Origin of the sequence: Massilia rubra, from assembly GCF_011682065.1 — a bacterium.
In the GTDB taxonomy this organism is placed as follows: Bacteria; Pseudomonadota; Gammaproteobacteria; order Burkholderiales; family Burkholderiaceae_D; genus Telluria_A; species Telluria_A rubra.
In genome coordinates this window covers 26,124-50,609 of sequence record NZ_VUYU01000034.1, presented here as the reverse complement: position 1 = coordinate 50,609, position 24,486 = coordinate 26,124, and the positions used below count along the sequence as shown (strand labels likewise).

Annotated in this window: 24 protein-coding genes and 2 pseudogenes; 17 read left to right on the top strand and 9 right to left on the bottom strand. The window is 61.7% G+C overall.

Annotated features, from left to right (window positions below):
- Positions 1-35 precede the first annotated feature (35 nt).
- Positions 36-1,310: a hypothetical protein gene (locus F0185_RS30335; RefSeq protein ID WP_167231691.1), complete on the top strand. Its 1,275-nt coding sequence runs from the start codon at positions 36-38 to the stop codon at positions 1,308-1,310.
- A gap of 152 nt (positions 1,311-1,462) precedes the next feature.
- Positions 1,463-2,044, top strand: a complete 582-nt coding sequence (locus F0185_RS30330; protein WP_167231688.1) for a DJ-1/PfpI family protein — start codon at positions 1,463-1,465, stop codon at positions 2,042-2,044.
- Here F0185_RS30330 and F0185_RS30325 read toward each other — a convergent pair.
- The gene (locus F0185_RS30325; protein WP_167231685.1) at positions 2,034-2,915 is read right to left on the bottom strand and encodes a hypothetical protein; all 882 of its coding nucleotides are present in this window, start codon (positions 2,913-2,915) and stop codon (positions 2,034-2,036) included. The two genes, F0185_RS30330 and F0185_RS30325, sit on opposite strands and share 11 nt — an antisense overlap.
- Before the next feature lie 63 nt (positions 2,916-2,978).
- Positions 2,979-3,761 (bottom strand): YfaP family protein, encoded by a 783-nt coding sequence (locus tag F0185_RS30320; protein ID WP_167231682.1) that lies wholly within the window; start codon positions 3,759-3,761, stop codon positions 2,979-2,981.
- Between the two features lie 212 nt (positions 3,762-3,973).
- On the opposite strand from F0185_RS30320, the gene F0185_RS30315 reads away from it, so the two are divergent.
- Positions 3,974-4,711 (top strand): hypothetical protein, encoded by a 738-nt coding sequence (locus tag F0185_RS30315; protein WP_167231679.1) that lies wholly within the window; start codon positions 3,974-3,976, stop codon positions 4,709-4,711.
- Positions 4,712-4,751: 40 nt separating this feature from the next.
- Here F0185_RS30315 and F0185_RS30310 read toward each other — a convergent pair whose 3' ends face one another.
- Complete coding sequence (locus F0185_RS30310) at positions 4,752-6,227, bottom strand: DUF5123 domain-containing protein (RefSeq protein ID WP_167231676.1); 1,476 nt, start codon at positions 6,225-6,227, stop codon at positions 4,752-4,754.
- A gap of 519 nt (positions 6,228-6,746) precedes the next feature.
- Between F0185_RS30310 and tnpA the strand changes: the two genes are divergently transcribed.
- From tnpA to F0185_RS30295, 4 genes are all read left to right on the top strand, one after another.
- On the top strand, positions 6,747-7,163 hold the full coding sequence (gene tnpA / locus F0185_RS35620) for an IS66 family insertion sequence element accessory protein TnpA (protein ID WP_441295235.1): 417 nt from the start codon (positions 6,747-6,749) through the stop codon (positions 7,161-7,163).
- Entirely contained in the window at positions 7,054-7,407 is a 354-nt protein-coding gene (gene tnpB / locus F0185_RS30305; protein ID WP_167231673.1) for an IS66 family insertion sequence element accessory protein TnpB, read from the top strand. The genes tnpA and tnpB overlap by 110 nt, the downstream gene beginning before the upstream one ends.
- A gap of 362 nt (positions 7,408-7,769) precedes the next feature.
- Positions 7,770-7,982, top strand: a complete 213-nt coding sequence (locus tag F0185_RS30300) for a hypothetical protein (protein WP_167231670.1) — start codon at positions 7,770-7,772, stop codon at positions 7,980-7,982.
- 525 nt (positions 7,983-8,507) lie between these two features.
- Positions 8,508-8,933: an SRPBCC family protein gene (locus F0185_RS30295; protein ID WP_167231667.1), complete on the top strand. Its 426-nt coding sequence runs from the start codon at positions 8,508-8,510 to the stop codon at positions 8,931-8,933.
- Between the two features lie 390 nt (positions 8,934-9,323).
- Here F0185_RS30295 and F0185_RS30290 read toward each other — a convergent pair whose 3' ends face one another.
- Positions 9,324-9,782: an SRPBCC domain-containing protein gene (locus F0185_RS30290; protein ID WP_167231664.1), complete on the bottom strand. Its 459-nt coding sequence runs from the start codon at positions 9,780-9,782 to the stop codon at positions 9,324-9,326.
- A 145-nt stretch (positions 9,783-9,927) separates the two neighbouring features.
- Complete coding sequence (locus tag F0185_RS30285; protein WP_167231661.1) at positions 9,928-10,581, bottom strand: CatA-like O-acetyltransferase; 654 nt, start codon at positions 10,579-10,581, stop codon at positions 9,928-9,930.
- 199 nt (positions 10,582-10,780) lie between these two features.
- Here F0185_RS30285 and F0185_RS30280 point away from each other — a divergent pair, with 199 nt between their 5' ends.
- Entirely contained in the window at positions 10,781-11,905 is a 1,125-nt protein-coding gene (locus tag F0185_RS30280; RefSeq protein ID WP_167231658.1) for a serine hydrolase domain-containing protein, read from the top strand.
- Positions 11,906-12,061: 156 nt separating this feature from the next.
- Here the strand turns inward: F0185_RS30280 and F0185_RS30275 are convergent, their stop codons facing one another.
- Entirely contained in the window at positions 12,062-13,003 is a 942-nt protein-coding gene (locus F0185_RS30275) for a hypothetical protein (protein WP_167231655.1), read from the bottom strand.
- An 82-nt stretch (positions 13,004-13,085) separates the two neighbouring features.
- Complete coding sequence (locus tag F0185_RS30270; protein WP_167231652.1) at positions 13,086-13,556, bottom strand: pyridoxamine 5'-phosphate oxidase family protein; 471 nt, start codon at positions 13,554-13,556, stop codon at positions 13,086-13,088.
- A 286-nt stretch (positions 13,557-13,842) separates the two neighbouring features.
- Between F0185_RS30270 and F0185_RS30265 the strand changes: the two genes are divergently transcribed.
- The 6 genes from F0185_RS30265 (at position 13,843) to F0185_RS30240 (ending at position 21,720) form a co-directional block, all read left to right on the top strand.
- Positions 13,843-14,268: a hypothetical protein gene (locus F0185_RS30265; RefSeq protein ID WP_167231649.1), complete on the top strand. Its 426-nt coding sequence runs from the start codon at positions 13,843-13,845 to the stop codon at positions 14,266-14,268.
- Entirely contained in the window at positions 14,265-15,722 is a 1,458-nt protein-coding gene (locus tag F0185_RS30260; protein ID WP_167231646.1) for an ATPase domain-containing protein, read from the top strand. The genes F0185_RS30265 and F0185_RS30260 overlap by 4 nt, the downstream gene beginning before the upstream one ends.
- Before the next feature lie 9 nt (positions 15,723-15,731).
- Entirely contained in the window at positions 15,732-17,105 is a 1,374-nt protein-coding gene (locus tag F0185_RS30255) for a hybrid sensor histidine kinase/response regulator (RefSeq protein WP_167231643.1), read from the top strand.
- A gap of 88 nt (positions 17,106-17,193) precedes the next feature.
- A complete protein-coding gene (locus F0185_RS30250) occupies positions 17,194-19,914 on the top strand; it encodes a PAS domain-containing hybrid sensor histidine kinase/response regulator (RefSeq protein ID WP_229477271.1) in 2,721 nt (906 codons plus the stop codon).
- Between the two features lie 843 nt (positions 19,915-20,757).
- Positions 20,758-21,150, top strand: a complete 393-nt coding sequence (locus F0185_RS30245) for a hypothetical protein (protein ID WP_167231641.1) — start codon at positions 20,758-20,760, stop codon at positions 21,148-21,150.
- Positions 21,151-21,318: 168 nt separating this feature from the next.
- Positions 21,319-21,720 carry a hypothetical protein gene (locus F0185_RS30240; protein WP_167231638.1) on the top strand — a complete coding sequence of 134 codons (402 nt, stop codon included), beginning with the start codon at positions 21,319-21,321 and terminating at the stop codon, positions 21,718-21,720.
- Positions 21,721-21,842: 122 nt separating this feature from the next.
- Here F0185_RS30240 and F0185_RS30235 read toward each other — a convergent pair.
- A pseudogene (locus F0185_RS30235) lies at positions 21,843-22,077 on the bottom strand (IS30 family transposase); the annotation flags it as partial.
- A gap of 8 nt (positions 22,078-22,085) precedes the next feature.
- Here F0185_RS30235 and F0185_RS30230 point away from each other — a divergent pair.
- From F0185_RS30230 to F0185_RS30220, 3 genes and pseudogenes are all read left to right on the top strand, one after another.
- The gene (locus tag F0185_RS30230) at positions 22,086-22,508 is read left to right on the top strand and encodes a hypothetical protein (protein ID WP_167231635.1); all 423 of its coding nucleotides are present in this window, start codon (positions 22,086-22,088) and stop codon (positions 22,506-22,508) included.
- Between the two features lie 153 nt (positions 22,509-22,661).
- Entirely contained in the window at positions 22,662-23,105 is a 444-nt protein-coding gene (locus F0185_RS30225; RefSeq protein ID WP_167231632.1) for a hypothetical protein, read from the top strand.
- Positions 23,106-23,690: 585 nt separating this feature from the next.
- Positions 23,691-23,810 (top strand): annotated as a pseudogene (locus F0185_RS30220) (IS3 family transposase); the annotation flags it as partial.
- Positions 23,811-23,967: 157 nt separating this feature from the next.
- Here the strand turns inward: F0185_RS30220 and F0185_RS30215 are convergent.
- A complete protein-coding gene (locus F0185_RS30215) occupies positions 23,968-24,270 on the bottom strand; it encodes a hypothetical protein (protein WP_167231629.1) in 303 nt (100 codons plus the stop codon).
- Positions 24,271-24,486: the final 216 nt, after the last annotated feature.

Genomic DNA, 24,486 nt, shown 5'->3' with positions numbered 1-24,486 from the left:
CATGGCGGCAGAGACCATGACAAGGGAGAAGTAACATGAGCGGCAACGCGTTTCTGGATGGGCGCCGTGTGAGCGCGCGCGACGTGATACAGGCATTCCTGGACGAGGGGCATGATGCCGGGGTGTCGCAGCTGAGGATATTGCTGCGCGATGGGTCCGGCGACGAGGTCGATGAACTCGCCGGCGACGCGCTGCTGGCCTGGCCGCCCAGGTCCAGGAACCTGATCGACAAGGTGCTGTGCGTGGTGTCGGAAGCCGCCCTGGCCCGCCTGGCCGCGCGCACCGTCGACGTGCTGGAACAGGCGCCGCCGCCGGACATGCGCGAGCTGTGCGACCTGATCATCGAGGCGGCCAGCCTGCAGATCGGCCCCGCGCTGCAAGCGCATCTTGGCCGCCTGTTCGCGCTGGCGCCGAACCGGGGCCACACATGCGAAGACTGGCCCTGGCGTGCTGCGCAGGCGGAGGACGTCGCCTTCCTGGCCGACCAGTTGGTGACGCAAGACCCGAAGCAGCTCCGCAAGGCATTCGACTGTTTGCTGGAAACGCGCCGGCCCGACGCGCTGGCGCTCGCAATCGACGCCTATCCCACGATGGCCTTGCGGTACCCGCTGCCCCAGTTATTGCGCAGCGTCGATCACGACGGCCCCGGCCAGCCGCTGTATCCCGGCAATTGCGCGCATCTGATCTTCCCGCCAAATTACATCGAGGAGGGCAGCGCCGATCCCGCACCGGGCGCGCAGCACCCGAGCTGGACCCTGCCAGGCGACGGCGCCCTGCATCGCTTCGGTGGCGTGGGCAGCGGCACGTGCGGACTGTGCGCAGGCCGGCTGCATCATCTGGTGACCTTGCCCGAGTACGCAATTTTTGGCATGCATGGCGCGGACGCGTCCGCACTGTCGCTGGAAGTGTGCCTGTCCTGCCTGGGCTGGGAGCGCGGCATGCTGTTCTACCGCCATGACCACAATGGCCTTGCGCATGCGCTCGACCACGGCGCGGTGATTCCGAAATTTCCCGCCAATCCGCTGGCGCCGACCGAGGTGCGGCTAGCGCCCACGCCGGCGCGCTGGACATGGCAGAGCTGGGATGGGGGGAACCTGCACCGCATCGGCGGCCCTCCTGTCTGGATCCAGCATGCCGACTATCCCGATTGCCCGGCGTGCGCCCGCACCATGCGTTTTGCCATGCAGCTCAATTCCTACCTGCCGACGACGGACGAGACCGAATGGTGGTTGTGGGGCAGCGGCGGCATCGGCTATGTCTTCCAGTGCCATCCTTGCAGGACGATCGCTTACTTCTGGCAATGCACCTGAATCGCCGCGGACCAGCGGGAATGCCGCATTGGCGATTCCGGCGTATTATTTGAAAGTTAAGATCTGAAAATCAAGATCTGAAAATCAAGATCTGAAAATCAAGCAAACGGCAAGCATCACCTCGTTACACCCCACCCACCAAGGAGAAAAGCATGGCTGGAAAGAAGATTTTGTTTTTGACGGGCGATTTTGCGGAAGATTACGAAACCATGGTGCCGTTCCAGGCGCTGCAGATGGTGGGGCACACGGTGCATGCGGTCTGTCCGGGCAAGAAGGCCGGCGACAAGATCAAGACCGCCATCCATGATTTCGAAGGCGACCAGACCTACACCGAAAAACCGGGCCATCTGTTCGCGCTCAATGCCAGTTTCGATGACGCCGAGGCGGGCAATTACGACGCCCTGATGATTGCCGGCGGACGCGCGCCCGAATATCTGCGCCTGAACGAACGGGTCATCGCGCTGGTGCGCCAGTTCGCGCAAGCGAACAAGCCAATCGCCGCGGTCTGCCATGGCGCGCAATTGCTGGCCGCCGCCGACGTGATTCGCGGCAAGCGCATTTCGGCCTACCCGGCGTGCTCGCCGGAAGTGCGCATGGCCGGCGGCGAGTACGCGCAGATCGAGGTCGATCAGGCTGTGACGGATGGCAATTTCGTCACGGCGCCGGCCTGGCCCGCGCATCCGCAATGGCTGGCCCAATTCCTCGTGCTGCTGGGCACGGAAATCAAGCTGTAAGCGGTGGCGCCGGCGGCGATTGGGTGGGATCGATCCACCCGCGCCGCTGCAGGTGACAGACGCTGCTGCACAGCAGTGCCGGCATCAGCAGGTTAACCAAGGGCACCAGCATCAGCACGCACAGGATCAGGCCCAGCATGGTGATGGCGGGGCCTTGGGCATGCATCAGCGCGCGCCGCTGCTGCGGGTCGAGTACGCCCTCGGCGGCAAGCAAGTACATCAGCCGCACGTTGAACTCGAGCACGAAGCGCAAGACCACGTACAGCGACCACAGGGGAACGAGCAGGGACAGCATGAGTTTGAGGATCTTGCGCGTCCATTGCCATGCGGACAGGCGTGGCAGCGTGGGCAAGGGCCTCGGTTGCCATCCGGTATAGCGCGTGTGGGCGACCCGCTGGGCGCGCCGCAGCAACAGCCAGCGCAGCGGCAAGGTGACCGTGGTCAGGTTGGCGAAGGCGAACAGCAGCACATAAAAGAAGCCCGCCATGGCCAGTGCGGCAAGGAGAAACTGCAGGAATAGTCCGAGGTCCATGACGAATTTGACCAGGTCGCGCAGCAAACGCGCGATGTCGCCCATGATATCGGCGTAGCCCTTGCCTTGCCCGCCACCCCCGCCGCTCCCCATGCCCAGGCCGCCGTCCAGCAGGGTCAGCCCGCCGAACAGGGCGAACACACCGGCCCGCCCCGCCAGCTTGAAGAAAAACGCATGGTAGTGGTAGTACAGCCAGAGACACAGCAAGGTCGGCGCCGGGCACCACAGCGATGCGCGCCACCACAGGCCGGCGTGGCGCGCGTCGCGCAAGCCCATCCCGATGCACGCGACTGCTTCGCGCAAGCCAGCCGACCAGCGCCGATACGCCTGTTTCCACATGGATTGTCCGAAATAGAGAAACCGCGAGTATAGGTTACCGGTGGCGCGGCGCCCGCCCGAGCGTCAGAAGGTGAACGATTTGACCAGGGTCAGCTCACCGATGCTGCGCATCGGCAGCACGAACTCTTCGCGTTTTTCGCGCGGGGTGTTTTCGTTGTACACCAAGGTCACGCGCGCGGTGATCATTTCCATCTGGCGCTTGGTTTCGTCGAAGTGATAGCCGTTCGCGCCCAGCTTGCCCCAGTAATTGATGTACACGTGATAGTTGCCGCGCAAGGGCGCGGTCATGGTGTACATCTCGGGACCGGGGCCGTCCACGCTGTCGACGTCGAGGCCGCCGCCGTTGGTCAGCACCGGATGGCCAAAGTAGGCATGCTGGCCGTCCGGCGTGACGATGTGCAGGTCGATCTCGGCTTCGGTGTCGTCCCAGGCGCAGATCACGCGCAGGCCGGGCAGGGGGCGGCCCGAGTTGGTTTCGTAGAACTGCACGCGCCTGAGCGACTTGCCCTGCGGCGATTTGACTTCGACACTGTTCGAGCCGGCGCCGAACAGGTAGGGGCGCGCGTAGTGGCCCTGCTCGTCGGTCAGCAGGCGCAGCGGATTGCCGTTGACCACCAACTGGTGCGGCGCGCGCTTGCCGGCCGCTGCCGCGATATGGCCCTTGATCATGCTGCGCTTGCTCTGCGCGCCCCGGTCGATCGGGGAGTTCGGGTAGGCCATGGCGGCTTGCTCGCTCTTGTCGACCAGGCCCGAGCGGTTCCATCCGCCGGACGGCGAGGCGATTTCGGTGGCCATCGCAGGTGTCAGGGCCAGGGCCAGAAGGCACAGCGTCCAGGTCGGTTTCATCGGTTTCTCCATGCAGGTGGGGTGATTGTAACCGCTGGCCATTCATTTCGATATTGCCTTTGTTTTATTGTTAATTGGAGCGTAAGATTGAATGTAAGACAGCGCGATCCGCGCCATATCGTCATGCAGGCAAGAGGCTGATCCATCAGCCCGGCGTTACTCAGGGTTAGGGTAGGAAATGACACTCACACCAATCACTGGAGAGCATGTATATGAATATCAATCCGTTCGATCTGTCGGTATCCGATTTTGTGGCGCAATCGGCCAAGTGGTGCGAGGAATTCAGTATTCCGGAAGATTATCCTTACGATCTGAAGGTGGAGATCGCGGACCGCGTCTTGTTCGATGCCGGCACCGATAAATTCGAGCAGATCGCGGACGAAGCCGAAATCTGGATCGAACAGGAGCGTACGCGGCTGGGAGAAGCCTTGCCCACGTTTAGCACGCACGCCGATTACATCGTGCGCACCGAGCAGTTGCGTGACGAATTCAAGATTCCCAAGTTTCTGCCTTACACGGAGCAGGTCCGCATCGCCGATGAAGTGCTGCACTCGCTCGACCGCGCCAAATACGCGGCCATGCTGTCGACGGCCGACGAGTGGAGTAAAAAAGAAAGCGCCAACCTCGATGCCGACCAGCCGTTCGACGGCTGGAAAGAGCAGATCCGGCGCCAGCTGCTGCAGATCCAGAAAGGGAAATACCTGATGATTTATCTGCCGTACGGAGCGAGCAATTTCCGTATCGAGCAGGGCACCCTGACCAGCGTCGACTGGAACAAGGGCACGGTGCTGCTGCATAACACGGTATATAACCGCGATGAAACCGTGGCGATCGATAACATCCAGAGTATCGACGAGAGCCGTAGCGGTTCGGGCGCGCTCGGGTCGGTGCAAACGGCCGACCTGCGCCGGGTCGGCAGCGACTGGTACCGCGGTAACACCAAGCTGTAAGCAACGAGAGGCCATCGCCAGGCGACGGCCTCGGCCCGCTTTAGCGCGGCGCCCCGGACGGTATCGCGGCGCTGCCGAATTCATCCGCGCCCAGGTCGATTGCGCCTTCGGTGCGCGCTTGCCCATCGATATCGGCCACGCCGTTGACCGCAATCACGCCTGACGGAAAGTAGCGTGTCCACAGCGGGGAGCTCCAGTTCGTCACGGCCGCCGTCACGGCGCCGGCATTGATGGCGGGCGAGGCGGCCTGGAGCTTGAGGTTGCCGGTCGCGGGCGCCACGAACTTTGGATCGGCAACCACCTTCGTGCCGGGAAGCGATGACGCTGCCGTGCTGGTTCCCCACCAAATATTCTTGCCCCACACATTGTTACTGTTGCCGCTGCCGGAAATTTCGTACGCTTCTTCCGCGCTGTTTTCGCCGAAGAAGATGTTATTGCTGAAGCGGCTGTCGGTCACCTTGTACTGGAACAGCAGTTCGGTGCCCCAGCCCTGGTTCTTGTAGAAGGAATTGTTGTGCACCTGAATGCGGCGCGAGGCGCCTGCCGAGGTCGAGTAACCGCCCAGCGACAAGCCCGCTTCGCGGTTGTTATAGATGACGTTATTCATCATCAGGATATCCTCGGTGGCCTTGCCTTTGTGCTCGCTGGCGAACTCGAAGCCGATGTCATTTCCCGTCGAAATATTCCGGTCGAAAATGATGTTGCGGCCACCATCGACGTAAAACCCGCCGGCCGAGCCGACGTTGGCGTACCAGGGATTCTTCTTGCTCGAATTGTTCTTCGCCGTATTGCCGCGCACGATGCCGTTGCGGACCCGGTCGTTCTCGCCGCACCCGCCGCATTCGCCTTCGTAGCCGATGAAATCGAAACCGATGTTGTTATTGTCGTGCACGTTGTTCGACAATACTTCGAAGCGGTCCACATTGCCGTTGATCACCAGCGCTTCGCTCGCCTGCAACACGTTCTGGTACACCTCGTTGCCTTGCACCAGCAGATCGGTAATGCCGCTGGCGTGCGTGCCGAACACGGCCAGCCCGTGCGCCCCGACCGAGCAGGGCTCCTTGCAGGTGCTGGTGTGCTTGATGTTGTGGATCTTGTTGTTGACGATCTGAATGTTCGATCCCTTGCCTTCGACCAGGATGCCAACCGGTGTTGCCGACGCGCCGGTGATGAAGTTGGCAACGTCAAAGCCTTCCACGCGCACATAGTTCGAATTGGTAATCGTGATCAAGCCTTCGCGGTCGCTCGGCACCAGTCCGGTTCCGCTGAGGAGTACGCCGGGGTCGCCCTTGACGGTGATGAAGTTGCCCGCGCTGCCGTTCTTGTCGGCCAGTTTCACTTTTTGCGTATAGGTGCCAGCCAGCACGCGCACGGTGTCGCCGGCGATCGCCGTGTTGACCGCGTTCTGGATCGACTGTCCGGGACCGACGGTGATGGTGGCGGCGCAGGCTGCGCCGGTGTGGCCGATCATGGCCAGGCAAGTCAGTTGTAGTACGGCGATATGGGCACGCTTCATCAGGCATTCTCCAGGTTGGAACCGCTAGGTGGGGGTGATTGCAGCCGGACTTGTCGGTCCGTCATGCAATCTGCGCCCATCTTATTCTCGTTAATTCGAAAGAACAAGGACATTTCGTTTTCTTGCGTTTTGGCCTTTTGGAATTTCTTTTTCTTCCGAGAATGCCTGGGGTAGCGCGGGAAACGATGCGTGCGGCCGGGCAGGGTGGCACTGTCACGCGGCGAAGTTCTAATCGGAGAACCTTGTTTTTTTGAACGCGAATTGAGACAAATTCAATCGCTTGCACTGTCTTTTAAGAGCGCCCAACAAATCCTCCCGACATACCTCCAACAGATGAGTGAGCAGGCAAGCGAAAGAAAGGCATGGTGGATGTCGGCTCGCCGTTCATAACGGATGCGCCGTCTGCGAAAACGGTGTCGCCACCGACAAACACGATTCGTAAGCGGTCCATGAACCCCAAGCTGTTCAGGTGATTCAAACAGCGGCATCCTTGCCATATCGTTTTCATCGGGAGTAGATATGGCAGGCGGCATGGATTTTTGGCGTGAGCATGTGATGGCAATCGAGCGGGATGGCTGGGTGAGCAGCGAGTACGCCCGAGCCCACGATTTGTCGGTGAGGTCGCTGTATTACTGGCGGGCCAAGTTCAGGTCGATGGCAGCGGCGGCCGACATACAGAGCAAGTTCGTCACCCTGAATGTCACGCCGGTGCATGGCACGGCGCCATCGTGCGTGCTGACGATTGGCGCTGTGCGATGGAGCTTGGCCTGCTGCCCACCCCGGAATGGCTGGTGGCGCTGGCGACAGCAACTCAGCGAGCGCGCTGATGCATCCTGGCTACCCCATCGCACAGGTGCACCTGTGCCGGGCTCCGGTGGGCTTTCGCAAGTCAATCAAGGGCTTGTCGGTGCTGGTCGAGCAGGAACTGGGCCTTGATCCATTTTCCCAGGCGCTCTACGTGTTCGTCAACCGGCAGCGCACCAAGCGCAAAGTGCTGTACTGGCATCGCAACGGCTTCTGCCTGTGGCTCAAGCGGCTCGAGGCCGAACGCTTCGCCTGGCCGGACGAGCGGTCGGGCGTGGAGCCGATCAGCGCGCAACAACTGCAGTGGCTGCTCGAAGGCTTCGACCTGTGGCGTCACGCCCCGCATAAAACACTCGCGTACGCTTCTGTTTCCTGATGGGGGCTGTTAACATGCTGCATGCCTGCAGTTTCCAACATTCCAGCCCTCATGCTGCTGCCGATCGCTTCCCAAGCCCGACGTCGCCGCGTTCAGGTTGCCAGCGTCACTACCCAGCGACGCCGCCAGCCTGGCCGCCCTGCTGCACGCGCAATAGAAGGCGTTCGTCGCCACGGTCGAGACCCTTCATGCACAGGCCACGCAAGCGGCTCAATATGCCCTGGAACAGACCGTGTAGCGCAGGACGAGGCGCCACAGCCACCGGCAGATGCTGGCGGCAAGACGCTTTCACGCAAGGCGCGCGGTAAGCGCACTACCGCGCTGGCGGTCAACCGAATACAGCTGTAACCTGAAAGCCTCCAATGCAACGCATTACAGCACAACACCTCGCCCGGGCCATCGAAGCGCTGCGCACCATGACCATGGAGCGCAAAACGGCATTGGCAGACGAGGTGTTTCAACAGCAGCCCACGCTGTTTGGCTCCTTCCTCGTCTTGACGAGATTCGGCGTCTCCTTCGAGAAAATGGAATTCCTGCTGGAGCGTCTGTTCGTTTGCTTCCTGGCGATGCGATAGTCCGGTATCCAATGGCCGCACATCACAGAGGGCGAACTGGATAAGCAAGGCGCGCGCTTAAGCGGGACAGTCAACTTTGCCAACGGTCTGGGACCGGCACTCCCGAGCCAGTCGCAGGCCCAATTCATCGCCAGCTACCCAGAGGCACATTTGCTTGCCTGTGTGACAGCCGAGCTGACGCAGTGGCTAGCCAAGGTGCGGCCCGAGGAGAGCGACAAGTACGTGATGCTAGCTGCCATGAATATCGTCAACTGCCTCGCGCATGTTCCGCTGCACGGGGCATCGCGCTAGCGGACTGCTCAACTGGGGTTAGTGGATCGCTTACGAATAACCCGCATATCGAGTCTTTCGAGGATGAGCGGACTGGCCGGATACGGTACAGTTCAATCTTAATTCCCGGGCGGCCATTCGCACACCACGACGTTAGGCACAGAAAGGTCAAGCCATGGCGACTCAGGATATCGATGTGATGCCGCACTCGTAGAGTGCGTTACATAATTTATAGACTACAAAGGAGTAACCGAAATGCAAGTGGAAAGTCGAGTCACAATCTCTGTGCCGCCGGAGAAAATATTTGAGATTTACGCGGATGTCTATAACTGGAAAACTTGGGACCCAGATACCAAAGAATCGTCGATTGACGGGCCGTTCCAGACTGGGAGCAAAGGCAAGATTACACCGCAGAAAGGAATGACTGTCCCAATGAATTTCATTTCAGTGGTTCCCAACAAGGCGTTCACTGTCGAGTCGCGGATTCCACTCTTCCGTATGGTGTTTGAGCACGAACTCAACGCAACTGCTGCCGGAACCGAAGTCGTCCATAGAGTTACTTTTTCCGGTGGATTGTCTTTTCTGCTGGGGCGTATCGTCGGCAATCCGTTGCGCACTGGCCTTCCAATCACCTTGGCATCGCTCAAGCGACTGGCGGAGAATGGCCGGGTTGCTGCCTAACCGGGCGCACGAGCCGACGTTCCTCGGCAAGCCTCGATTCGCGGCTCAGCTCCAGAGTTGGCACGCGCCCAGCTTGTCTTTTCCTGCTCAGCGGTGTGCTGAATTTCTCCATCATCGTTTATCCAGGCGACCGGTGCAAGACGGCGCAGAGTTGACGCTTACGCTGGAAGGCTTCGCGGTGTATGACGACACCCCGGCCGGCGTGGTGCGGCGCGCTATCGCCGACGGCGCGTTCCCGGTGCATGGCGACGCCGTCAAGATGGTGCGCGCGATGCTCGACAGCGTAGGGCAGACGCCGGCGCCGCGCCGCCTTGCTGGCACGCGTGGCGGAGCTGGACGCGCAGAAGGATATTGCCCTGGCGGCCGATACGGCGGCGTGAATGACCTGATTCAGGCGGCGCGGCTGCGCTCGATCAGGGCCGCCTTGTCTCTTACCAGGTTGGCAGGGTGGCCCGATTCAAGCAGGACCTTCAAGTCGCATAAAACGATGCTGAATCCTTCGGTGGCATTGACTGTCTGATCCATCGCGTCGTCACCCTGGAAACCCCGGACCTCGACGCTGACAACCGTCATGTCGCTCTGCAGCTGCGACAAGCGGATGTCGACCAACAGGCCGCTCTTGGTCCACGTGAACCCAATATGGTGCGGCCGGTCGAATGCAGTCACGTGCACGCCTTCGATGGCGCCCGGCACCATGAATTCCCATTCGACCTGGGCGCCGGGGCTGAGCGCATCGGTGGTGGATGTCAACCAGAAGCGCGTGATGCGCTCGGGTTGAACGAAAGCGTCGAAGGTGTCCGTCGTGCTGCATCGAATCGGCATCGCCGCCCTGGCGACCAGCTCAACCATGGGAATCTCCTTGAATGGAATATGCCTGGTGGGTACGAAGCCATTTTACGCCGCTCGCGCCTGAAGGAGATCAACATCGAGTGCGGGGTGCCGGTCAATGTTCAGGCTTGCACTGTTTTCAACAGTTCAGGCTGAAGCCAATCGCTCATGTACCGGCATGCGCGGCCATGACCTCGCTCACCCGCTTGGCTATCGCCTGCGCCAGCAGATGCACATGATAGCCGTCGACAAAGCCGTGATGCGCCTGCACCGAAAACGGCATCGTCATCGTTTCGCCCGCCGGCGCGCTGAATTTGCCCCAGGCCAGCGAGGGAATGTCGCTATTGCGGTGGCAGAAAACCGGATGCTCGATCGCGCGCATGTCGAACCACGGCATGCAGGTGATATAGATGTTATCGCGGGCCTGGCGCGGCGTCAGGTCGGCGCTGGTATTGATCAGCGCGCGGCTCGCGGTCGCTTCGCGGCCGGCGCGCACGCTGCGGGCGATGAATTCGCGCAGGTCGGCACTGCGCGTAAAGCGCGCAAAATTGAGGTTGTTATCGCCGTTAATCACCGTGAACGAACCGATGAAATCATCTATCTTGATTACCTCATCTTCATGAATGCGGTACATGAAATTGTCGATCGTTTCAATCGCCGACAGCACGCAATACAGGAAGAAATGAAACGGCGGCAGTTCGCGCTGCTTGCAAAACGGCCGGAAGTCGGGCAGTTCCAAGGTCAGGCTGATATTCAGGAGGGGATTGTCAAATTGGCGGAATGCCTCATAGCGGTCGCGCCGCAGTTCGAAATTTTTCATGCGCGCAGTGTAACCGATGGTCGTTACCGCCATCAATCCGTGGCATGGGTTTCCCGCATCCCGGTAATGACGTTCCATCCCGCCGATTCAACCGCCTGTCGCGCGATCGACTACCTTTTCCCGGCGCCGGCGTATTGTGCTTACTCATCCTGCGTTGCAGGCAGTTTCCATCACCGTATGCCCGATCCCGGAGTTTCTTATGCTGTTACGACGAATTGCAGGTATCGCCGCACTGACCCTCGCCAGCGCCGCCTGCGCAGCGGCGGCCCCCGACCAGCTCGACGCCATCGTTAAAGCGGCCATGGCCGGCAGCCAGGTGCCGGCGGTGGGGGCCGTGATTTTGCGCGACGGCGCCATCGCCGCGCAAACGGTGCAGGGCAGGCGCCGCAACGACCAGCCACAGCGCGCCGGAGCCGACGATGTCTGGCTGATCGGTTCGACCGGCAAGGTCATGACCGTGGCCATGATCGCGCGCCTGGCCGAGCGCGGCGTGCTGGCCTGGGACGCGCCGCTGGCGACCATGCTGCCCGAGCTGGCCGCCGGCATGCTGCCCGAGTACCGCCAGCTCACGCTGCTGCAATTGCTGTCGCATCGGTCCGGCCTGCCGCGCGACTTGCTCGACCTCAAGGGCGCCGAGCACTTCTTCGGCGACACCCGTCCGACCGGGCAGCAACGCCTGGCCTACATCGCCGCGGCGCTCAAGGACAAGCCCGAGGTCGCGCCCGGCACCGCCTTCGCCTACAGCAATACCGGCTTCCTGATTGCCGCCGCCATCGCCGAAAAAGCCACCGGCGAGAGCTATGAAGCGCTGATGCGCAAGGAAGTGTTTGAACCATTGGCGATGCGGCGTGTCGGCTTCGGCAACACGGGCGAGGGACAGAATCGCGGCCACCAGCATGGCAAGCCGATGTTGAGGATGGTCAAGTTCGACGATGGCGCGCCGGCCATGTTCGCGCCGGCGGGATTTCTCCACATGAGCCTGGCCGACTGGGCGCGTTTCAATCTCGACCAGCTGGCCGGTGGCCAGGGCAAGGGAAAACTGCTGACGCCGGCATCTTACAAGCTGATGCAGACCGCGCAGCCGGGCAGTCCGGCCGGCCTGGACTGGGGCGTGCAAGCCTCGGTCGCGGGCCGGGCGGGTCCGGCCCTGGTGCACCAGGGCTCGGACGGCAACTGGCTGGCCATCGCGGTGCTGTTTCCGGAGCAGGGCAGCGGCGCGCTGGTGGTCGCCAACGCCGCCGAAGAGATGGGTGCGGACAAGGTCTTGAACGGCATCTTCGGCAAGCTGTTTCCGATCCTCAGTCCGGCCAGCAAGCGTCCCTGACCGTCTGTCGGGTCCGCCTCACTTTCCAGGGGCCACGTCCCGGCCCGGGAGCGGCGTATCGGCCAGCATGAAGCGGCGCCCATGGCCCGTCATTTTTCACGCGCCACCTTGACGCGATGCGCCCGGCCAAGCATGTCGTGCGCATTGCGGCGCGCGTTAAACCTGGATCCGCATGCGCCGCGTCATCCGCGCAATCGGGTCGACCATATCCTGCGAGTAGATCAGGCCATGGTCTTCTGGTGAAGCAATCTCAATCTCCAGTTGCGCGACGCCGCACTGGGCGAGCCGGTGTACTGTTTCCGAACTGTCATTGGGAAAATTCAGGCTCTGTTTGTTGAATGCGGGCTGGAAAATGCCGATGAGCGCCTTTTCGAGTGCGTCGATAATCAGCTCGAACGACATCGCGGTTTCCGGCTTGCCCGTATCCGACGTCAGGCGGCCGGGTTTGTACAGGATCGCAAACAGCTCGCGGTTGGTCTTCTTATGATTGAACAGGTTCGCAATGGCGCTTTCCGTGCTGTGTCCATTGCCCAGCCGATCCGCGACTTCACGTGCACCGTCCGTGCCCACGGCCTTGCCGATGTATTCGATGTTGAGATTGAAGAGCCCCGCCGGCGTGGCGCGTTGGGTCGCCGGAACGAAGGGGACCAGGTTGTTGGCGAACTTGAACTTTGCTTCCGCGCCATCGAAATGAAAGCGCAGCGCATCCGGCGTGCCGGGCGAGAAATGCGCGATCGATATGCGCTCCGGAAAGCGTAATCCCGCCAGGGTTGGCGTTACCAGCGGCGCTTTGCATTCGACCCGGACGGTTTCTTCCTTGCCATCGTCTTTGGTCACGGCCAGTGTCACATGAAAAACCCCGTTGGCCGGGTCGACGTAGTCGAGCGAATCGGCCACGATGCGCTGGCGGTAGGCGGACGCGATGAAGTAAATGTGAAAACCCGAGAAATCGCCATAAAAATGGCAGAGATCGAGACCCATGTCGAGCAGCGTCTTGTATTCGCCATCGCGCTGCGGCGCCTGCTTTAGCAGCGGTACATGAACCAATGGAATAATCGTCGCCGGACCTGCGTCAAGTTTCAATACCGATTGTTGCATCGTTGTCCTTTCAGCGTGTGTGGCAGCCAGGGCGGCGCGGCCTGTTCGCCGTCGGGCGTCAGGCCATGCGCGCGGCGCCGTCCTAGCGCAGGTCGAAGGTTTCCGTGTGGCCGAATCCCTGGGTGTAGTCGAGCAGGGAGATGGTGAGCGGCGTGATCCGGACGAACAGCATGCCCGGCCACGGCAGTGCGCTGGTGTCGGCCACCACCTGGGCGAACGCGGGAAACTTCTGAAGCAGGGCCGACGATGCGCGCCGGGCTTCGACCGGTTCGTGAATCATTTCGGCGAGCGCATCGATCGACATGCCCTGGATCTCGTTCCACGTGCGGTACGGCGCGTTGACCGTCAACGCCACGCGCGGATGGGTGCGCAGGTCGTGCGCCTTGTGGCTGTCGAGCGCAATGGCGACGTACAGCACCAGGCCGTCAGCCGCAAAGCTGACCGTGGACGCGTGCGGCGTGCCGTCGTCGCGGATCGACGCCAGGGTCAGGTCGGCCGCGCCGGAAAGGATGGTGTTGGCAAGCGCTTGCTGCGCAGGGGGAAGTCGGGTCATGGAAGTCCTTTCAGTCATTCGTGAAGGCAATCGCCGTCGCGTTGCCGCCATGGCAACACATCTGCAAACCGCGCGCGTTTGCCGCCAGGCGGTGGTCCGGGCGCCCTTTCAAGCCTAGCACACGGCGCCCGGACGGCGCGCACCGCTCGCCCGCGCGGCGCATTGTTGTATTCATGCGCCTGGGGTAGGGCCACCGAATAAAACCTGCGCCAAAACCGATAAACGTCCATACTGCGTCACGCCCAGTTGTAAATGTGCACATAACCACTACTTACTTGGCCATTTGATGGAATCCAGCGACGCGATGCGGCAAAAACTGATCGACGAGGTGCTTGCCGCGCCGCCGGAGGGCGACTTCGCGGGCAATCGTGTTGCCGGCGAGGCGGCCTTGCGCGCCTGGGAACGGCTGTCGAATCACCTCAGGCCCCTGATCGGCGACACCGCGCTGTGCGCCATGGTCGCGCGCGCCAGGCACCTGACTTTCCCCGATCTGCCCGCCAATCCGGCCAACCGCGACCTGCGTTCGAGCGCGCAGTTGCTCGAGCGCCTGGCCAGCGAGCTGGCGGCCATGGACGCGCAGGCGGCCGCCACCTTCAACCGGGCGTTGCTCCAGAGTTTTACCAGGCTGTTGTCTGGCCTGATAGGCGAGGCCCTCACGGTCCGTCTGATGAATACAGCATGGGCCCAGCGGTCCGGCGGAAAGAGTACATGAACCTGAAAGTGCAGCTGGGCCTCCAGCCGACCGGCGTACCCGGGCTCGACACCTTGCTGGGCGGCGGCCTGAGCGAGTTTTCCTTCAACGTCATCGCCGGCGCGCCGGGGAGCGGCAAAACCACGCTGGCGCACCAGATCATGTTCGCGCTGGCCGGCCCGCACAAAAAAGCCCTGTTCTTCACCGTGCTCGGCGAGCCGCCCCTGAAAATGCTGCGCTACCAGCAGCAGTATCACTTTTTCGATATCGACAAGGTCGACGACAGCATCCGCTACGTCAACCTGGCCGACGACTTGCGCGCCGGCGACTTCAGCGGCGTGCTCGAACGCATCACGCGCGAAGTCGAAGCGTTTTCGCCCGGCCTGGTGTTCGTCGATTCCTTCCGTTCGGTGGTGCAGATGGCCAGGAACGGCAACGAGGGCGTGAGCGACCTTCAGTATTTCATCCAGGAACTCGGCACCCGCATGACTAGCTGGCAAGCGACCACCTTCCTGATCGGCGAATACGCCAACGCCGACACCGAGGCCAATCCGATCATGACGGTGGCCGACGGCATGCTTTCGTTGAGTAACGATATCGTCGGCAATTCCTCGGTGCGCAAGATACGCGTGGTCAAGATGCGCGGCCAGGCCCACTTGCTGGGCGCGCACACCTTCCGTATCGACACGCAAGGCTTGACCATCTATCCGCGCATGTTGCCGCCGCTGGACGAGACCCCGAGCCGCGCCAGTACGCCGGCCCGGCTCGCCATGGGCAATGCCGAACTCGATGCCATGCTCGGTGGCGGCTTGCCGCAAGGGCACGCGGCGATGGTGGTCGGGCCGTCCGGCTCGGGCAAGACCATCCTCGGCACGGCCTTCCTGGCCGAGGGTGCGCGCCTGGGTGAGCGCGGCGTGATCGCCTGTTTCGAAAAAGGCGCGGCGCACTTGCGCAACACCGCGCTCGACGCCCTGATCCGCAACGGCGACGTGACCCTGGTCCGGAGCCGTTCGCTCGACCTGTCGGTCGAGGAAATCCTCGACGACCTCGTCGCCGCCGTCGAACACGGCGGCGCCACCCGCGTGGTGATCGATTCGCTGTCCGAGGTCAGCCTGTACCTTGCGCCCGAGTTCCAGAGTGACTACCGGTCCTCAGTGTTCCGCATCCTGGCCGGCCTGGCGCGCCTCGGCGTGACGGTGGTGGTGACCATGGGGCTGGACGACCGCTTCACCGAGCTGCGCTTCAGCCAGTCGGACACCGGTTTCTTGGCCGACGCCATCGTCGCCATGCGCTATGTGGAGATGGAGGGCAGCCTGGCCAAGGTGATGTCGGTGGTCAAGGTGCGCGGCAGCGCCCACAGCACCGACCTGCGCCGCTACACGATCGACGCCGGCGGCTTGCGCATCGAGCCGCGCGCCTTGCCGTACACCGGCCTGTTGTCCGGATGCGCGGTGGCCGTCGTGCCGCCCGGCTAAGGAGACGCCATGGCGATTGAGCACAGTACCGAAGGATCGCCGGCATTGACGCCAGTCATGGACGCGGCCCTGCAGGACGACTGCGCCGACCCCGCCACCTTGCGCGCCATGCTGGCGCAACTGGCCGGCGAGGTGGCCGGCCTGCGCGCCGCCGCCGTGGTGCAGTCGGCCCAGGGCGATCAATTGCGCGAAGCGAACGGCAACCTGGTGCTGGCCACCCTGGAGGCGCGTACCCTGCGCGACGCGGCCGAAGGCGCGCGCCGGCGCCAGAACGAATTTTTGGCCATGCTGGCGCACGAGCTGCGCAATCCGCTCGCGCCGATCAGCCTGGCCAACGCCATGCTGGTGCGACTGCCGGAGCCGTCCATCGACCTGCTGAACCTGCACGCGATCATCCACCGCCAGGTTGTGCACCTGACCCGCCTGCTGGATGACTTGCTGGACGCGGCGCGTATCAGCAGCGGCAAGATTTCACTGTTGCGCAGTCCGATGCCGCTGGTCGAGTTGCTGCGCCGCTCGGTGCAGACGGTCCAGGTGCGCCTGCTCGAGCGCGACCAGCAGGTGCAGCTGGACTTGCCGGAAGAACTGATCGTCGACGGCGACGCGGTGCGCCTGGCGCAGGTGTTCGCCAACCTGCTGGTCAACGCCTCCAAATACACCGGCGACCATGGCTTGATCCGGGTCGCCGCGCGCGCCCACGAGGGCCTTGCGCTGGTGACCGTGAGCGACAACGGCGCCGGCATGGACGCCGATGTGCTGGCCAGCGTGTTCGACCTGTTCACCCAGGGACCGCGCGCGCTGGCCCGGGCCGAAGGCGGGCTCGGGGTCGGCCTGAACGTGGTGCGCAACATCGTCGAGCTGCACGGCGGCAAGGTGACCGGCAGCAGCGATGGCCTCGGCCTGGGCAGCGTCTTTACCGTGACCCTGCCGCTGGCGGCCGACGCCGGCGTGCTGGCGCTGTTGCCGGACACGGACGCGCCGGCGGTCAGCCGCCGCATCCTGCTGGTCGAAGACAATCTGGACGCCAACGAAACGCTGACCCGCCTGCTGCGCGGCGAGGGCCATCAGGTCACCTCGGTGTACGACGGCGTGACCGGGCTGGCGCAGGCGCGCGCCCGCGCCTACGACGTGCTGATCTGCGATATCGGCTTGCCCGGGCTGGACGGCTACCAGTTGATCACGCAATTGCGCAAGACATCGGGCGCGCACATTCCGTTCGCCATCGCCATTTCCGGCTACGGACAGGTGGAAGACCGCACGCGCGCCATCGCGGCCGGCTTCGGCCAGTACCTGGTCAAGCCGCTCGACGCCGACGGCCTGCTGGCGCTGGTGGCCTCGAGCGCCGTCTCCCGCTTCATCGCCGCCGCCGCCCGCCCAGGCTAGGCTACGGCGCCGCCACACGTCTGCGCGGCTTCGCCGCAACCTTGCTGGGCCGGGTTTTGCGCTCATCGTTGTTACTCAAGGTTTCATTATGTTTACTCCTCATTCCGCCTGGCCGCGCAAGCTGGCGCTGGCCGGCCTGGTCGCCGCGCTGCTGACCCTGTACACGGTCGGGGCGCTGGCCCTGGCCAGTCCGAGCCGTTCGATTCCGCTGGCCCTCCTGTTCGGAGCGGCCGCCTTGATGGCCCCGCTGTGCCTGTGGCTGTGCAACCGGCCCACCCGGGTGCTGCTGCGCGGGCTCAAGGATCCGCCCGACAATGGGCGCGCGCCGGTGCGGCGCCTGATCAAGTCGGAAGCGCTGCAGGACGCAATTTTCAACAGCGCCAATTTTTCCAGCATCGCCACCGACGCCCAGGGCGTGATCCAGATCTTCAACGTCGGCGCCGAGCGCATGCTCGGCTATGCGGCGGCCGACGTGGTCGACCTGATCACCCCGGCCGCGTTTTCCGATCCGCAGGAAGTGATCGCGCGCGCCGCCGCCCTCAGCGCCGAGCTCGACACCCCCATCGCGCCCGGCTTCGAGGCGCTGGTGTTCAAGGCCTCGCGCGGCATCGAAGACATTTACGAACTGACCTACATCTGCAAGAACGGCAACCGCCAGCCGGCGGTGGTGTCGGTGACGGCCCTGCGCGACGCCGGCGGGGCCATCATCGGCTACTTGCTTATCGGCACCGACAATACCGCGCGCAAAAATGCCGAGCAGGCGCTGGTGCGGGCCGGGGCCTTGCAGGCCGCCATCTTCAACAGCGCCAATTTTTCCAGCATCGCCACCGATGCGCGCGGCGTGATCCAGATTTTCAACGTCGGCGCCGAAAAGATGCTCGGCTACGCCGCCGCCGATGTCGTCGACCGCATCACCCCGGCCGATATTTCGGAGCCGGACGAAGTGGTGGCGCGCGCGATCAGCCTCAGCGACGAACTCGACACGCCGATCGCTCCCGGCTTCGAAGCGCTGGTGTTCAAGGCTTCGCGCGGCATCGAAGACATTTACGAGCTGACCTACATCCGCAAGGATGGCAGCCGGTTCCCGGCGGTGGTGTCGGTGACGGCCCTGCGCGACGCCGACGGCGCCATCATCGGCTACCTGCTGATCGGCACCGACAACACTGCGCGCAAGCGGGTCGAGGCGGAACAGGCCGTGCTCGACCAGAGCTTGCGCGACCAGCAGTTCTACACCCGCTCGCTGATCGAATCGAATATCGACGCCCTGATGACCACCGATCCGCACGGCATCATCAGCGATGTGAACCACCAGATGGAAGCGCTGACCGGCTGCACCCGCGACGAACTGATCGGCGCGCCGTTCAAGAATTACTTCACCGACTCGGCGCGGGCCGAGGCCGGCATCAAGCGGGTGCTGGCGGCCGGCAAGGTCACCAACTACGAGCTGACCGCGCGCGCGCGCGACGGCAAGGAAACCGTGGTGTCCTACAACGCCACCACCTTCTACGACCGCGACCGCAAGCTGCGCGGGGTGTTCGCCGCCGCGCGCGACGTCACCGAACGCCAGCAGTTCGAACAAACCCTGCAAGCGAACAATGTCGAGCTGGAAGCGGCCCGCGGCGTTGCCGAAAAGGCCAACCTGGCCAAGTCGGAATTCCTCTCGAGCATGAGCCACGAACTGCGCACGCCGCTCAACGCCGTGCTCGGGTTCGCCCAGCTGATGGCCTCGGACGAGCCGCCGCCCACGCTCAAGCAACAGCGCTCGATCAACCAGATCCTCAAGGGCGGCTGGTATTTGCTGCGCCTGATCAATGAAATCCTCGACCTGGCCCAGATCGAGTCGGGCAAGGTGTCGATGTCGACCGAGCCGATGTCGCTCAGCGACGTGCTCGACGACTGCAACGAGCTGGTCGGCCCGCAGGCGAGTGCGCGCGGCATCTTTTTGCTGTTTCCCACGCCCGGCGCGCCGTTCTACATCCACGCCGACCGGGTGCGGGTCAAGCAGGTGCTGATCAACCTGCTGTCGAACGCCATCAAGTACAACAGTGTCGAAGGTTCCGTGCACGTGGCGTGTTCCTCGCGTCCGGGCGGCATGGTGCGGGTCGCCGTGACCGATACCGGCGCCGGGCTGGGCCGCGAACAAGTGGCGCAGCTGTTCCAGCCGTTTAACCGCCTGGGCCAGGAAAACGGGGTGGAGGAGGGTACCGGCATCGGCCTTGTGGTCACCAAGCAACTGGTCGAATTGATGGGCGGCACGATCGGGGTCGAGAGCGAGCCCGGGCGCGGTTCCAGGTTCTGGGTCGAGTTCGCGTCCTGCGCGGCGCCGGCGCAGCCACCCGCGCTGTCGGCGGCCGATGCGGCGGCCCTGGCGCGCGCGCGTCCGGCGCCGGGCGCGGCCCAGCACACCTTGCTGTATGTGGAAGACAATCCCGCCAACCTGCTGCTGGTCGAGCAATTGATGGAGCGGCGCCCGGAGTTCAAGCTGCTCACCGCCATCGACGCCCACCTGGGCATTGCCCTGGCGCGCGCTTACCGGCCGTCGGTGATCCTGATGGATATCAACCTGCCGACCCTGAGCGGCTTCGGCGCCTTGCGCATGCTGCGCGGTTACGAGGAAACGGTGCATATTCCGGTGTTGGCGCTGTCGGCCAACGCCATGCCGCGCGATATCGCACGCGGCATGGACGCCGGATTTTTCCGCTACCTGACCAAGCCGATCCAGATCGCCGAGTTCATGGAGGCGCTCGACCAGGCCTTGCTGCACGCGCAGGAGCGCGGGCACGACCCGCTGCCGGGCGTTGTTGTCTGAGTGTCCGCGCTGGCGATGGCGCGCTGATGAAGGCGAAGGCAGATTTGCTGAAGATGGAAGCTGAGTTGCGATCAGGGAATAACGTGGTTCTCGCGAGCGGAATGGATCGCGGGATTGTTGTCGATTGATTCGCTACTGGCTCACGTATGACCGCAACGGGGCGGAAGCTGCCTTCGCCAACGAGCAGCATACTGTCGAGTAAAATGGCAGCCTTCGGCCAGGAGCTGCCGTTCGATCTCGATCTCTGCGACCTTCCCAGCGTCCTTGCACCTGAATTGTTGGAAGCGCGCTTCAGGGCTCAGAAACTTGATTCTCAGCCAGCGACTAGAAATGAAACCTAATGAATCATTGAAAGCATGTCAGGAATTCGATGCTGCAAAAGCTGGTCAGGGAGTAGCGAAAGCGATTCCACAGAATCGGGCCTCTGCTCCATCCAAGCTGAGACGCGGTAAAAAGCATTGCCCAGTTTGCGTTGCACATCTTCAGAAAAATGCCAGGCGAACTAAGTTGATGAAAGCGTGTCATACCTGTGGGGCTCACTGGCAGGCAAGTAAGGTTTGTGCCAAATGTGCAGGTGGGCCAATTTGGCAGGGAAAACACGGTGCGGCATGTCAAGCATGTGGCTTCCATGGATTGGCATCATCAATAATTGCTCCGGAAAGTGCGCGCCAATGACGTCCAGGATTACATGGACAAAGCTGACGATCATCTTGCGGATGAGCGTCCGCTGGGGGGCGGGACCGGCCTGGCAGCCACCGCCGATTTGGGCCAGAAGCCGTCGCTCGCCGACCTGCAACCGTTGTTGAGTCAACGCCGATCCACGATTCCGTCACTGCTAGCGCCATGAAAAAACTCACCGTGATTTTGGTGGACCCGCCTGACGATGAAGCCGCGTCAGTTACGCTTCGAAGCGAACAGGGTGAGGTAGTCGCATTTTGCCATCCATGCAGCCTCAAGGTGGGCGATGTCATCGCAAATCGTTTATCAGTTCTGGATGCCGATGTTCGCGCGGCCTATTTGTCCGACTGGCCAGATGACGAAAAGGAGGCACTGTCATCAGAGCACTTGGAGCGGATAGGCCATTTCGCCTATCGAGGGCGGGGGCGGGTTATCGACTCGGAGGAAGGGCTAGTTGCTGTGCAAGGCTTTGTGATCGAGATGGGCGCGATGAATGATGGCCATGTCGATTTCGAGATCACCCGCCTTGATATAAGTCTTAATCCCAGCGGGCCATGATCCGCTGCGGGCGGCGGCCAATGAGCCGACCGCATTTGATGTCGAACGCATTCGGCGGTAACCGGCCAGAAGCCGCGATTCAAGCTACAGAAACTTTTCTGCTTTCTTGGTCAATTCAACTCCGGGAGACCGGGGTCTTCGTTGCACGCCGTTTGAATAAGGCAGTCCATGATTGTGAGTGTCACTTGCAGCACTGATCGCTTTAACTTGTCCGTGGTCGGAGACGACTTCATCAACGAATGCTGTTATGGCGAGGATTTTTCGCGGTGGCTCGTGGCCTCGCTCGAGTCGCAGGCAGTCGAGGCTAATGTTCTTTGTATGGAGGACTTTGGCTGGGCCAATACAGCCAAGGAAGCCGGTAACTCCTACCTTATGTGCGTGGGTGGCGTGGCCGACAAAGGGCCCGACCATCCGAACCGTGGTCAATGGCGTGTCATGCTTGAGCGTAACCGCACGCTTATGGACAAGATACTTGGCAAAAACAAGATCTCCGCAGAAGATCCCTTAGTGAAAAAAGTAGTGCAGATCCTGACCTCTGCCGGGTTCAGCCAGGTTGAGATCGAATTCTGATGCGAACTGTACGAGGCCTAGTATCGGCTGCCGATCAATCGAGTTTTGGGTTGGGGGCTGGGCAGGCAGCGGCGCGCGGCCAGGAGCGGTCATCCGATAGCCTGCTAAACTGTCCAGCAATCCTGAGAGTAGCTAGATAGGTCCAGCCCTTTTGGAAAGTACTGCCGCGGCAGCCCACCCGTGTTTTCGTTGGATCCTCGCTGCCATCGGCTCTTGGGATCACAGAAGTAGACTTGAATGTCGGTTGCAAGGGTAAAGCGTTTATGGCCAGTCATTTTTTCCGCGATGCCACATCAGCGATTTGTATAGTTCGCGAGACAGTCTGCCAGCATTGTTGATCAATGCATTCTTTATTGAGGTGAGGTGTGAAATCTCTGGAAATACTCGTCAAGCGATGGAAATTAGAGAGCGTGAGACCTTTTCCGCCATATGGTGAATCGATAATACGCTCCACTTTTTTAGACGCAGGAATTGAAGCATCGAAAGACCTAATTTGGCTGTACGGTGCCTTCGGTGGAATGGATGTTCCTGACGACAACCTGTGGCGTCTCTGGCCGCTCCTTGAAGTGGCTGAGCGAGTACATGAGGCAAACGCGTTCGGCGTGTTGTTTTCAGACTATCTTCTCGACTCGTGGGCTTATCGTATCAAACCAAACGACACGGATACCAGTGCAGTCTACGTCGACTATTACGATGTGAAAGATCCATTGCTGGTGGCGCATACACTCGGCGAATTTTTTGAGAAGTATGTCCGGAATGCCGATGAATTATTGAATCAACCGTGTTGAGATAAAGACAAACCCAACGTCGGCTGTGGGGCGACAGTACTGGTCGCGCAAGCGGGCCTTTTTACCGTGAGCGATTGGGCCGGCGGTCCTGCGTCCGTTATCATGGCGGGTTCCGCCCATGAGGGCTGCAGAGCAGGACCGACCGCACATCGCATGGGCACCTACAGCGACTACATTCATCTCCAACGGGAATTTGTCCAGCCGGTGGGCGATGCCGGGAGGGTCGTCGTTGCGGACGACTTGATCGGCAAGTTGGGCGCCTTCCTTGACGCCCACGCGTCCGATTTTATGGTGACCTACCATGCGTGTAGTTTGCTCGCACAATTTTACCGGCTACGCACGCGGGATCGGTCAGTGCATCTGTTTGATGCTCTCAATATGACGTTGCGCAACAAACGCGTACTGATCGCGTTGTTCTTGTCGCCCCGGGACCGGCACCCGCTTCCTGCCCGCGTCGAGAACTACGACGCTGGCGCAATCTGGCTTGCGATCGACGATCTCCCGCACGGCGACGACAAGGCCAACTGCATCGGCAGGTTTGCCCATGTCCTGTCGCGCGAGCTTCTTGACAGGGCGTATACCGCCGTCCTGGCTTGACCGCGCCTGCGCCGTTTTATGAGCTTCCGCACGGTCACAACTTCGCCACAAAGGGCTTATATATGCAGCATAGGCGTTTCGGAATCTGGCTGCTTGTCAGCAAAAAATCATTTGAGGATCCTCGTATCTGGCGCGAAGATTCTCAGTCGTACGCATTGCAAACGCCTTTTCAACGGCGCGTCGGTGTGAAGTATGTTGGTAAGGGACATCCTCGATTTCCCGATTCCTTCACTGGCTTTGGGACCATAGGGCCTCGCTACCGCCCACGGTCAATGGCAATGCTTTTTCGCGGCCACTTTCGTAAAGGTCCGGTCAGGCCGCAGTCATTTTCGCTGCTGCCCGGCTATCGCGCTGTTTTAGCTCGCGCAACTGGGTATGCGATAATTTCTTCAGGTCGTCTTCGCGCCGTCAATAGCCCAGGTGCTGTGTTCGTGGGCTCAATGAGAACATGAGAATCGCAATGAATGATCGAAGCGATGGGCCGAGTGTGGCCAATAGCAGATGGCTGAAAGATTTCGCGTGAACGATGGGGAAATGGCAAGAGAGAAGAACGATTACGTGTAGCATTTCTGACTTGATCTGACGTCAGCGATCAAGGAGTACATCGAAATCTTCTACAACCGCCAGCGACGCCACTCGCGTCTTGGTTTCATATCGCCGGCTTCATTCGCCGAAAACTTTAGGAAAAGAGCGCGGGCTGGTTGAAACGGACATGTCCACTATTGACAGTACACCTCACCTTGGACTCATCGTCCGCTACATGGGCATTCCCGAAAGGCGCTTGCCAACTCGACTGCTGGCGCTAGGTCGAGAGGTTTTGTCAGGCGTTCCGAGGCGCGCTGATGGCTCACCGATGCCGCGCTTACGGCTCGACCTTGACGCAGCGCCCGAACACCTGCACCAGGGTGGTCCAGCCGTTGATGCCGCCGCGGTTGTTACCGATCTGAAAGCGCTTGCCGTTGACCGCCTTGACCAGATGCAGGTATTCGTTGCCGTTGACCTTGCACAGGACGATCTCGTCCTTCACCGGCGGCACCGCGCCCAGCGGTTCGACGGTGACCAGCTGGCCCGACGCGATGCGCCCGACCATCGAGGCCCCGCGCGGCCGGAACTGCACGCTCTGGCCGCTCTTGAGTGCTGCAATATAATGTGCCGCCCATCCCATGTGGGTTCCTTGTCCGTTGTTGTGTGCGCTCCTTATACCATGCGCCGCGCCTGTTTTGCCGACCGGCGCCGCCGCGATTGTTCGGTGTTTTACCTCCGCCCGGAGCGCTACGCCTTCGTGCTGCACACCACATTTGCAGCGGAGAGTCGATCCGCATGACGGTGTTCTGTTGAATTAAGTCAACACACATGGCGTTTTGCCGCCATACTTCGGGGA

Excerpts from the sequence above, each read along its gene's own strand:
- F0185_RS30335 (WP_167231691.1), top strand. The coding sequence starts at position 36 with ATGAGCGGCAACGCGTTTCTGGATGGGCGCCGTGTGAGCGCGCGCGAC.
- F0185_RS30330 (WP_167231688.1), top strand. The coding sequence starts at position 1,463 with ATGGCTGGAAAGAAGATTTTGTTTTTGACGGGCGATTTTGCGGAAGAT.
- F0185_RS30325 (WP_167231685.1), bottom strand. The coding sequence starts at position 2,915 with ATGTGGAAACAGGCGTATCGGCGCTGGTCGGCTGGCTTGCGCGAAGCA.
- F0185_RS30320 (WP_167231682.1), bottom strand. The coding sequence starts at position 3,761 with ATGAAACCGACCTGGACGCTGTGCCTTCTGGCCCTGGCCCTGACACCT.
- F0185_RS30315 (WP_167231679.1), top strand. The coding sequence starts at position 3,974 with ATGAATATCAATCCGTTCGATCTGTCGGTATCCGATTTTGTGGCGCAA.
- F0185_RS30310 (WP_167231676.1), bottom strand. The coding sequence starts at position 6,227 with ATGAAGCGTGCCCATATCGCCGTACTACAACTGACTTGCCTGGCCATG.
- tnpA (WP_441295235.1), top strand. The coding sequence starts at position 6,747 with ATGGCAGGCGGCATGGATTTTTGGCGTGAGCATGTGATGGCAATCGAG.
- tnpB (WP_167231673.1), top strand. The coding sequence starts at position 7,054 with ATGCATCCTGGCTACCCCATCGCACAGGTGCACCTGTGCCGGGCTCCG.
- F0185_RS30300 (WP_167231670.1), top strand. The coding sequence starts at position 7,770 with ATGCAACGCATTACAGCACAACACCTCGCCCGGGCCATCGAAGCGCTG.
- F0185_RS30295 (WP_167231667.1), top strand. The coding sequence starts at position 8,508 with ATGCAAGTGGAAAGTCGAGTCACAATCTCTGTGCCGCCGGAGAAAATA.
- F0185_RS30290 (WP_167231664.1), bottom strand. The coding sequence starts at position 9,782 with ATGGTTGAGCTGGTCGCCAGGGCGGCGATGCCGATTCGATGCAGCACG.
- F0185_RS30285 (WP_167231661.1), bottom strand. The coding sequence starts at position 10,581 with ATGAAAAATTTCGAACTGCGGCGCGACCGCTATGAGGCATTCCGCCAA.
- F0185_RS30280 (WP_167231658.1), top strand. The coding sequence starts at position 10,781 with ATGCTGTTACGACGAATTGCAGGTATCGCCGCACTGACCCTCGCCAGC.
- F0185_RS30275 (WP_167231655.1), bottom strand. The coding sequence starts at position 13,003 with ATGCAACAATCGGTATTGAAACTTGACGCAGGTCCGGCGACGATTATT.
- F0185_RS30270 (WP_167231652.1), bottom strand. The coding sequence starts at position 13,556 with ATGACCCGACTTCCCCCTGCGCAGCAAGCGCTTGCCAACACCATCCTT.
- F0185_RS30265 (WP_167231649.1), top strand. The coding sequence starts at position 13,843 with ATGGAATCCAGCGACGCGATGCGGCAAAAACTGATCGACGAGGTGCTT.
- F0185_RS30260 (WP_167231646.1), top strand. The coding sequence starts at position 14,265 with ATGAACCTGAAAGTGCAGCTGGGCCTCCAGCCGACCGGCGTACCCGGG.
- F0185_RS30255 (WP_167231643.1), top strand. The coding sequence starts at position 15,732 with ATGGCGATTGAGCACAGTACCGAAGGATCGCCGGCATTGACGCCAGTC.
- F0185_RS30250 (WP_229477271.1), top strand. The coding sequence starts at position 17,194 with ATGTTTACTCCTCATTCCGCCTGGCCGCGCAAGCTGGCGCTGGCCGGC.
- F0185_RS30245 (WP_167231641.1), top strand. The coding sequence starts at position 20,758 with ATGAAAAAACTCACCGTGATTTTGGTGGACCCGCCTGACGATGAAGCC.
- F0185_RS30240 (WP_167231638.1), top strand. The coding sequence starts at position 21,319 with ATGATTGTGAGTGTCACTTGCAGCACTGATCGCTTTAACTTGTCCGTG.
- F0185_RS30225 (WP_167231632.1), top strand. The coding sequence starts at position 22,662 with ATGGGCACCTACAGCGACTACATTCATCTCCAACGGGAATTTGTCCAG.
- F0185_RS30215 (WP_167231629.1), bottom strand. The coding sequence starts at position 24,270 with ATGGGATGGGCGGCACATTATATTGCAGCACTCAAGAGCGGCCAGAGC.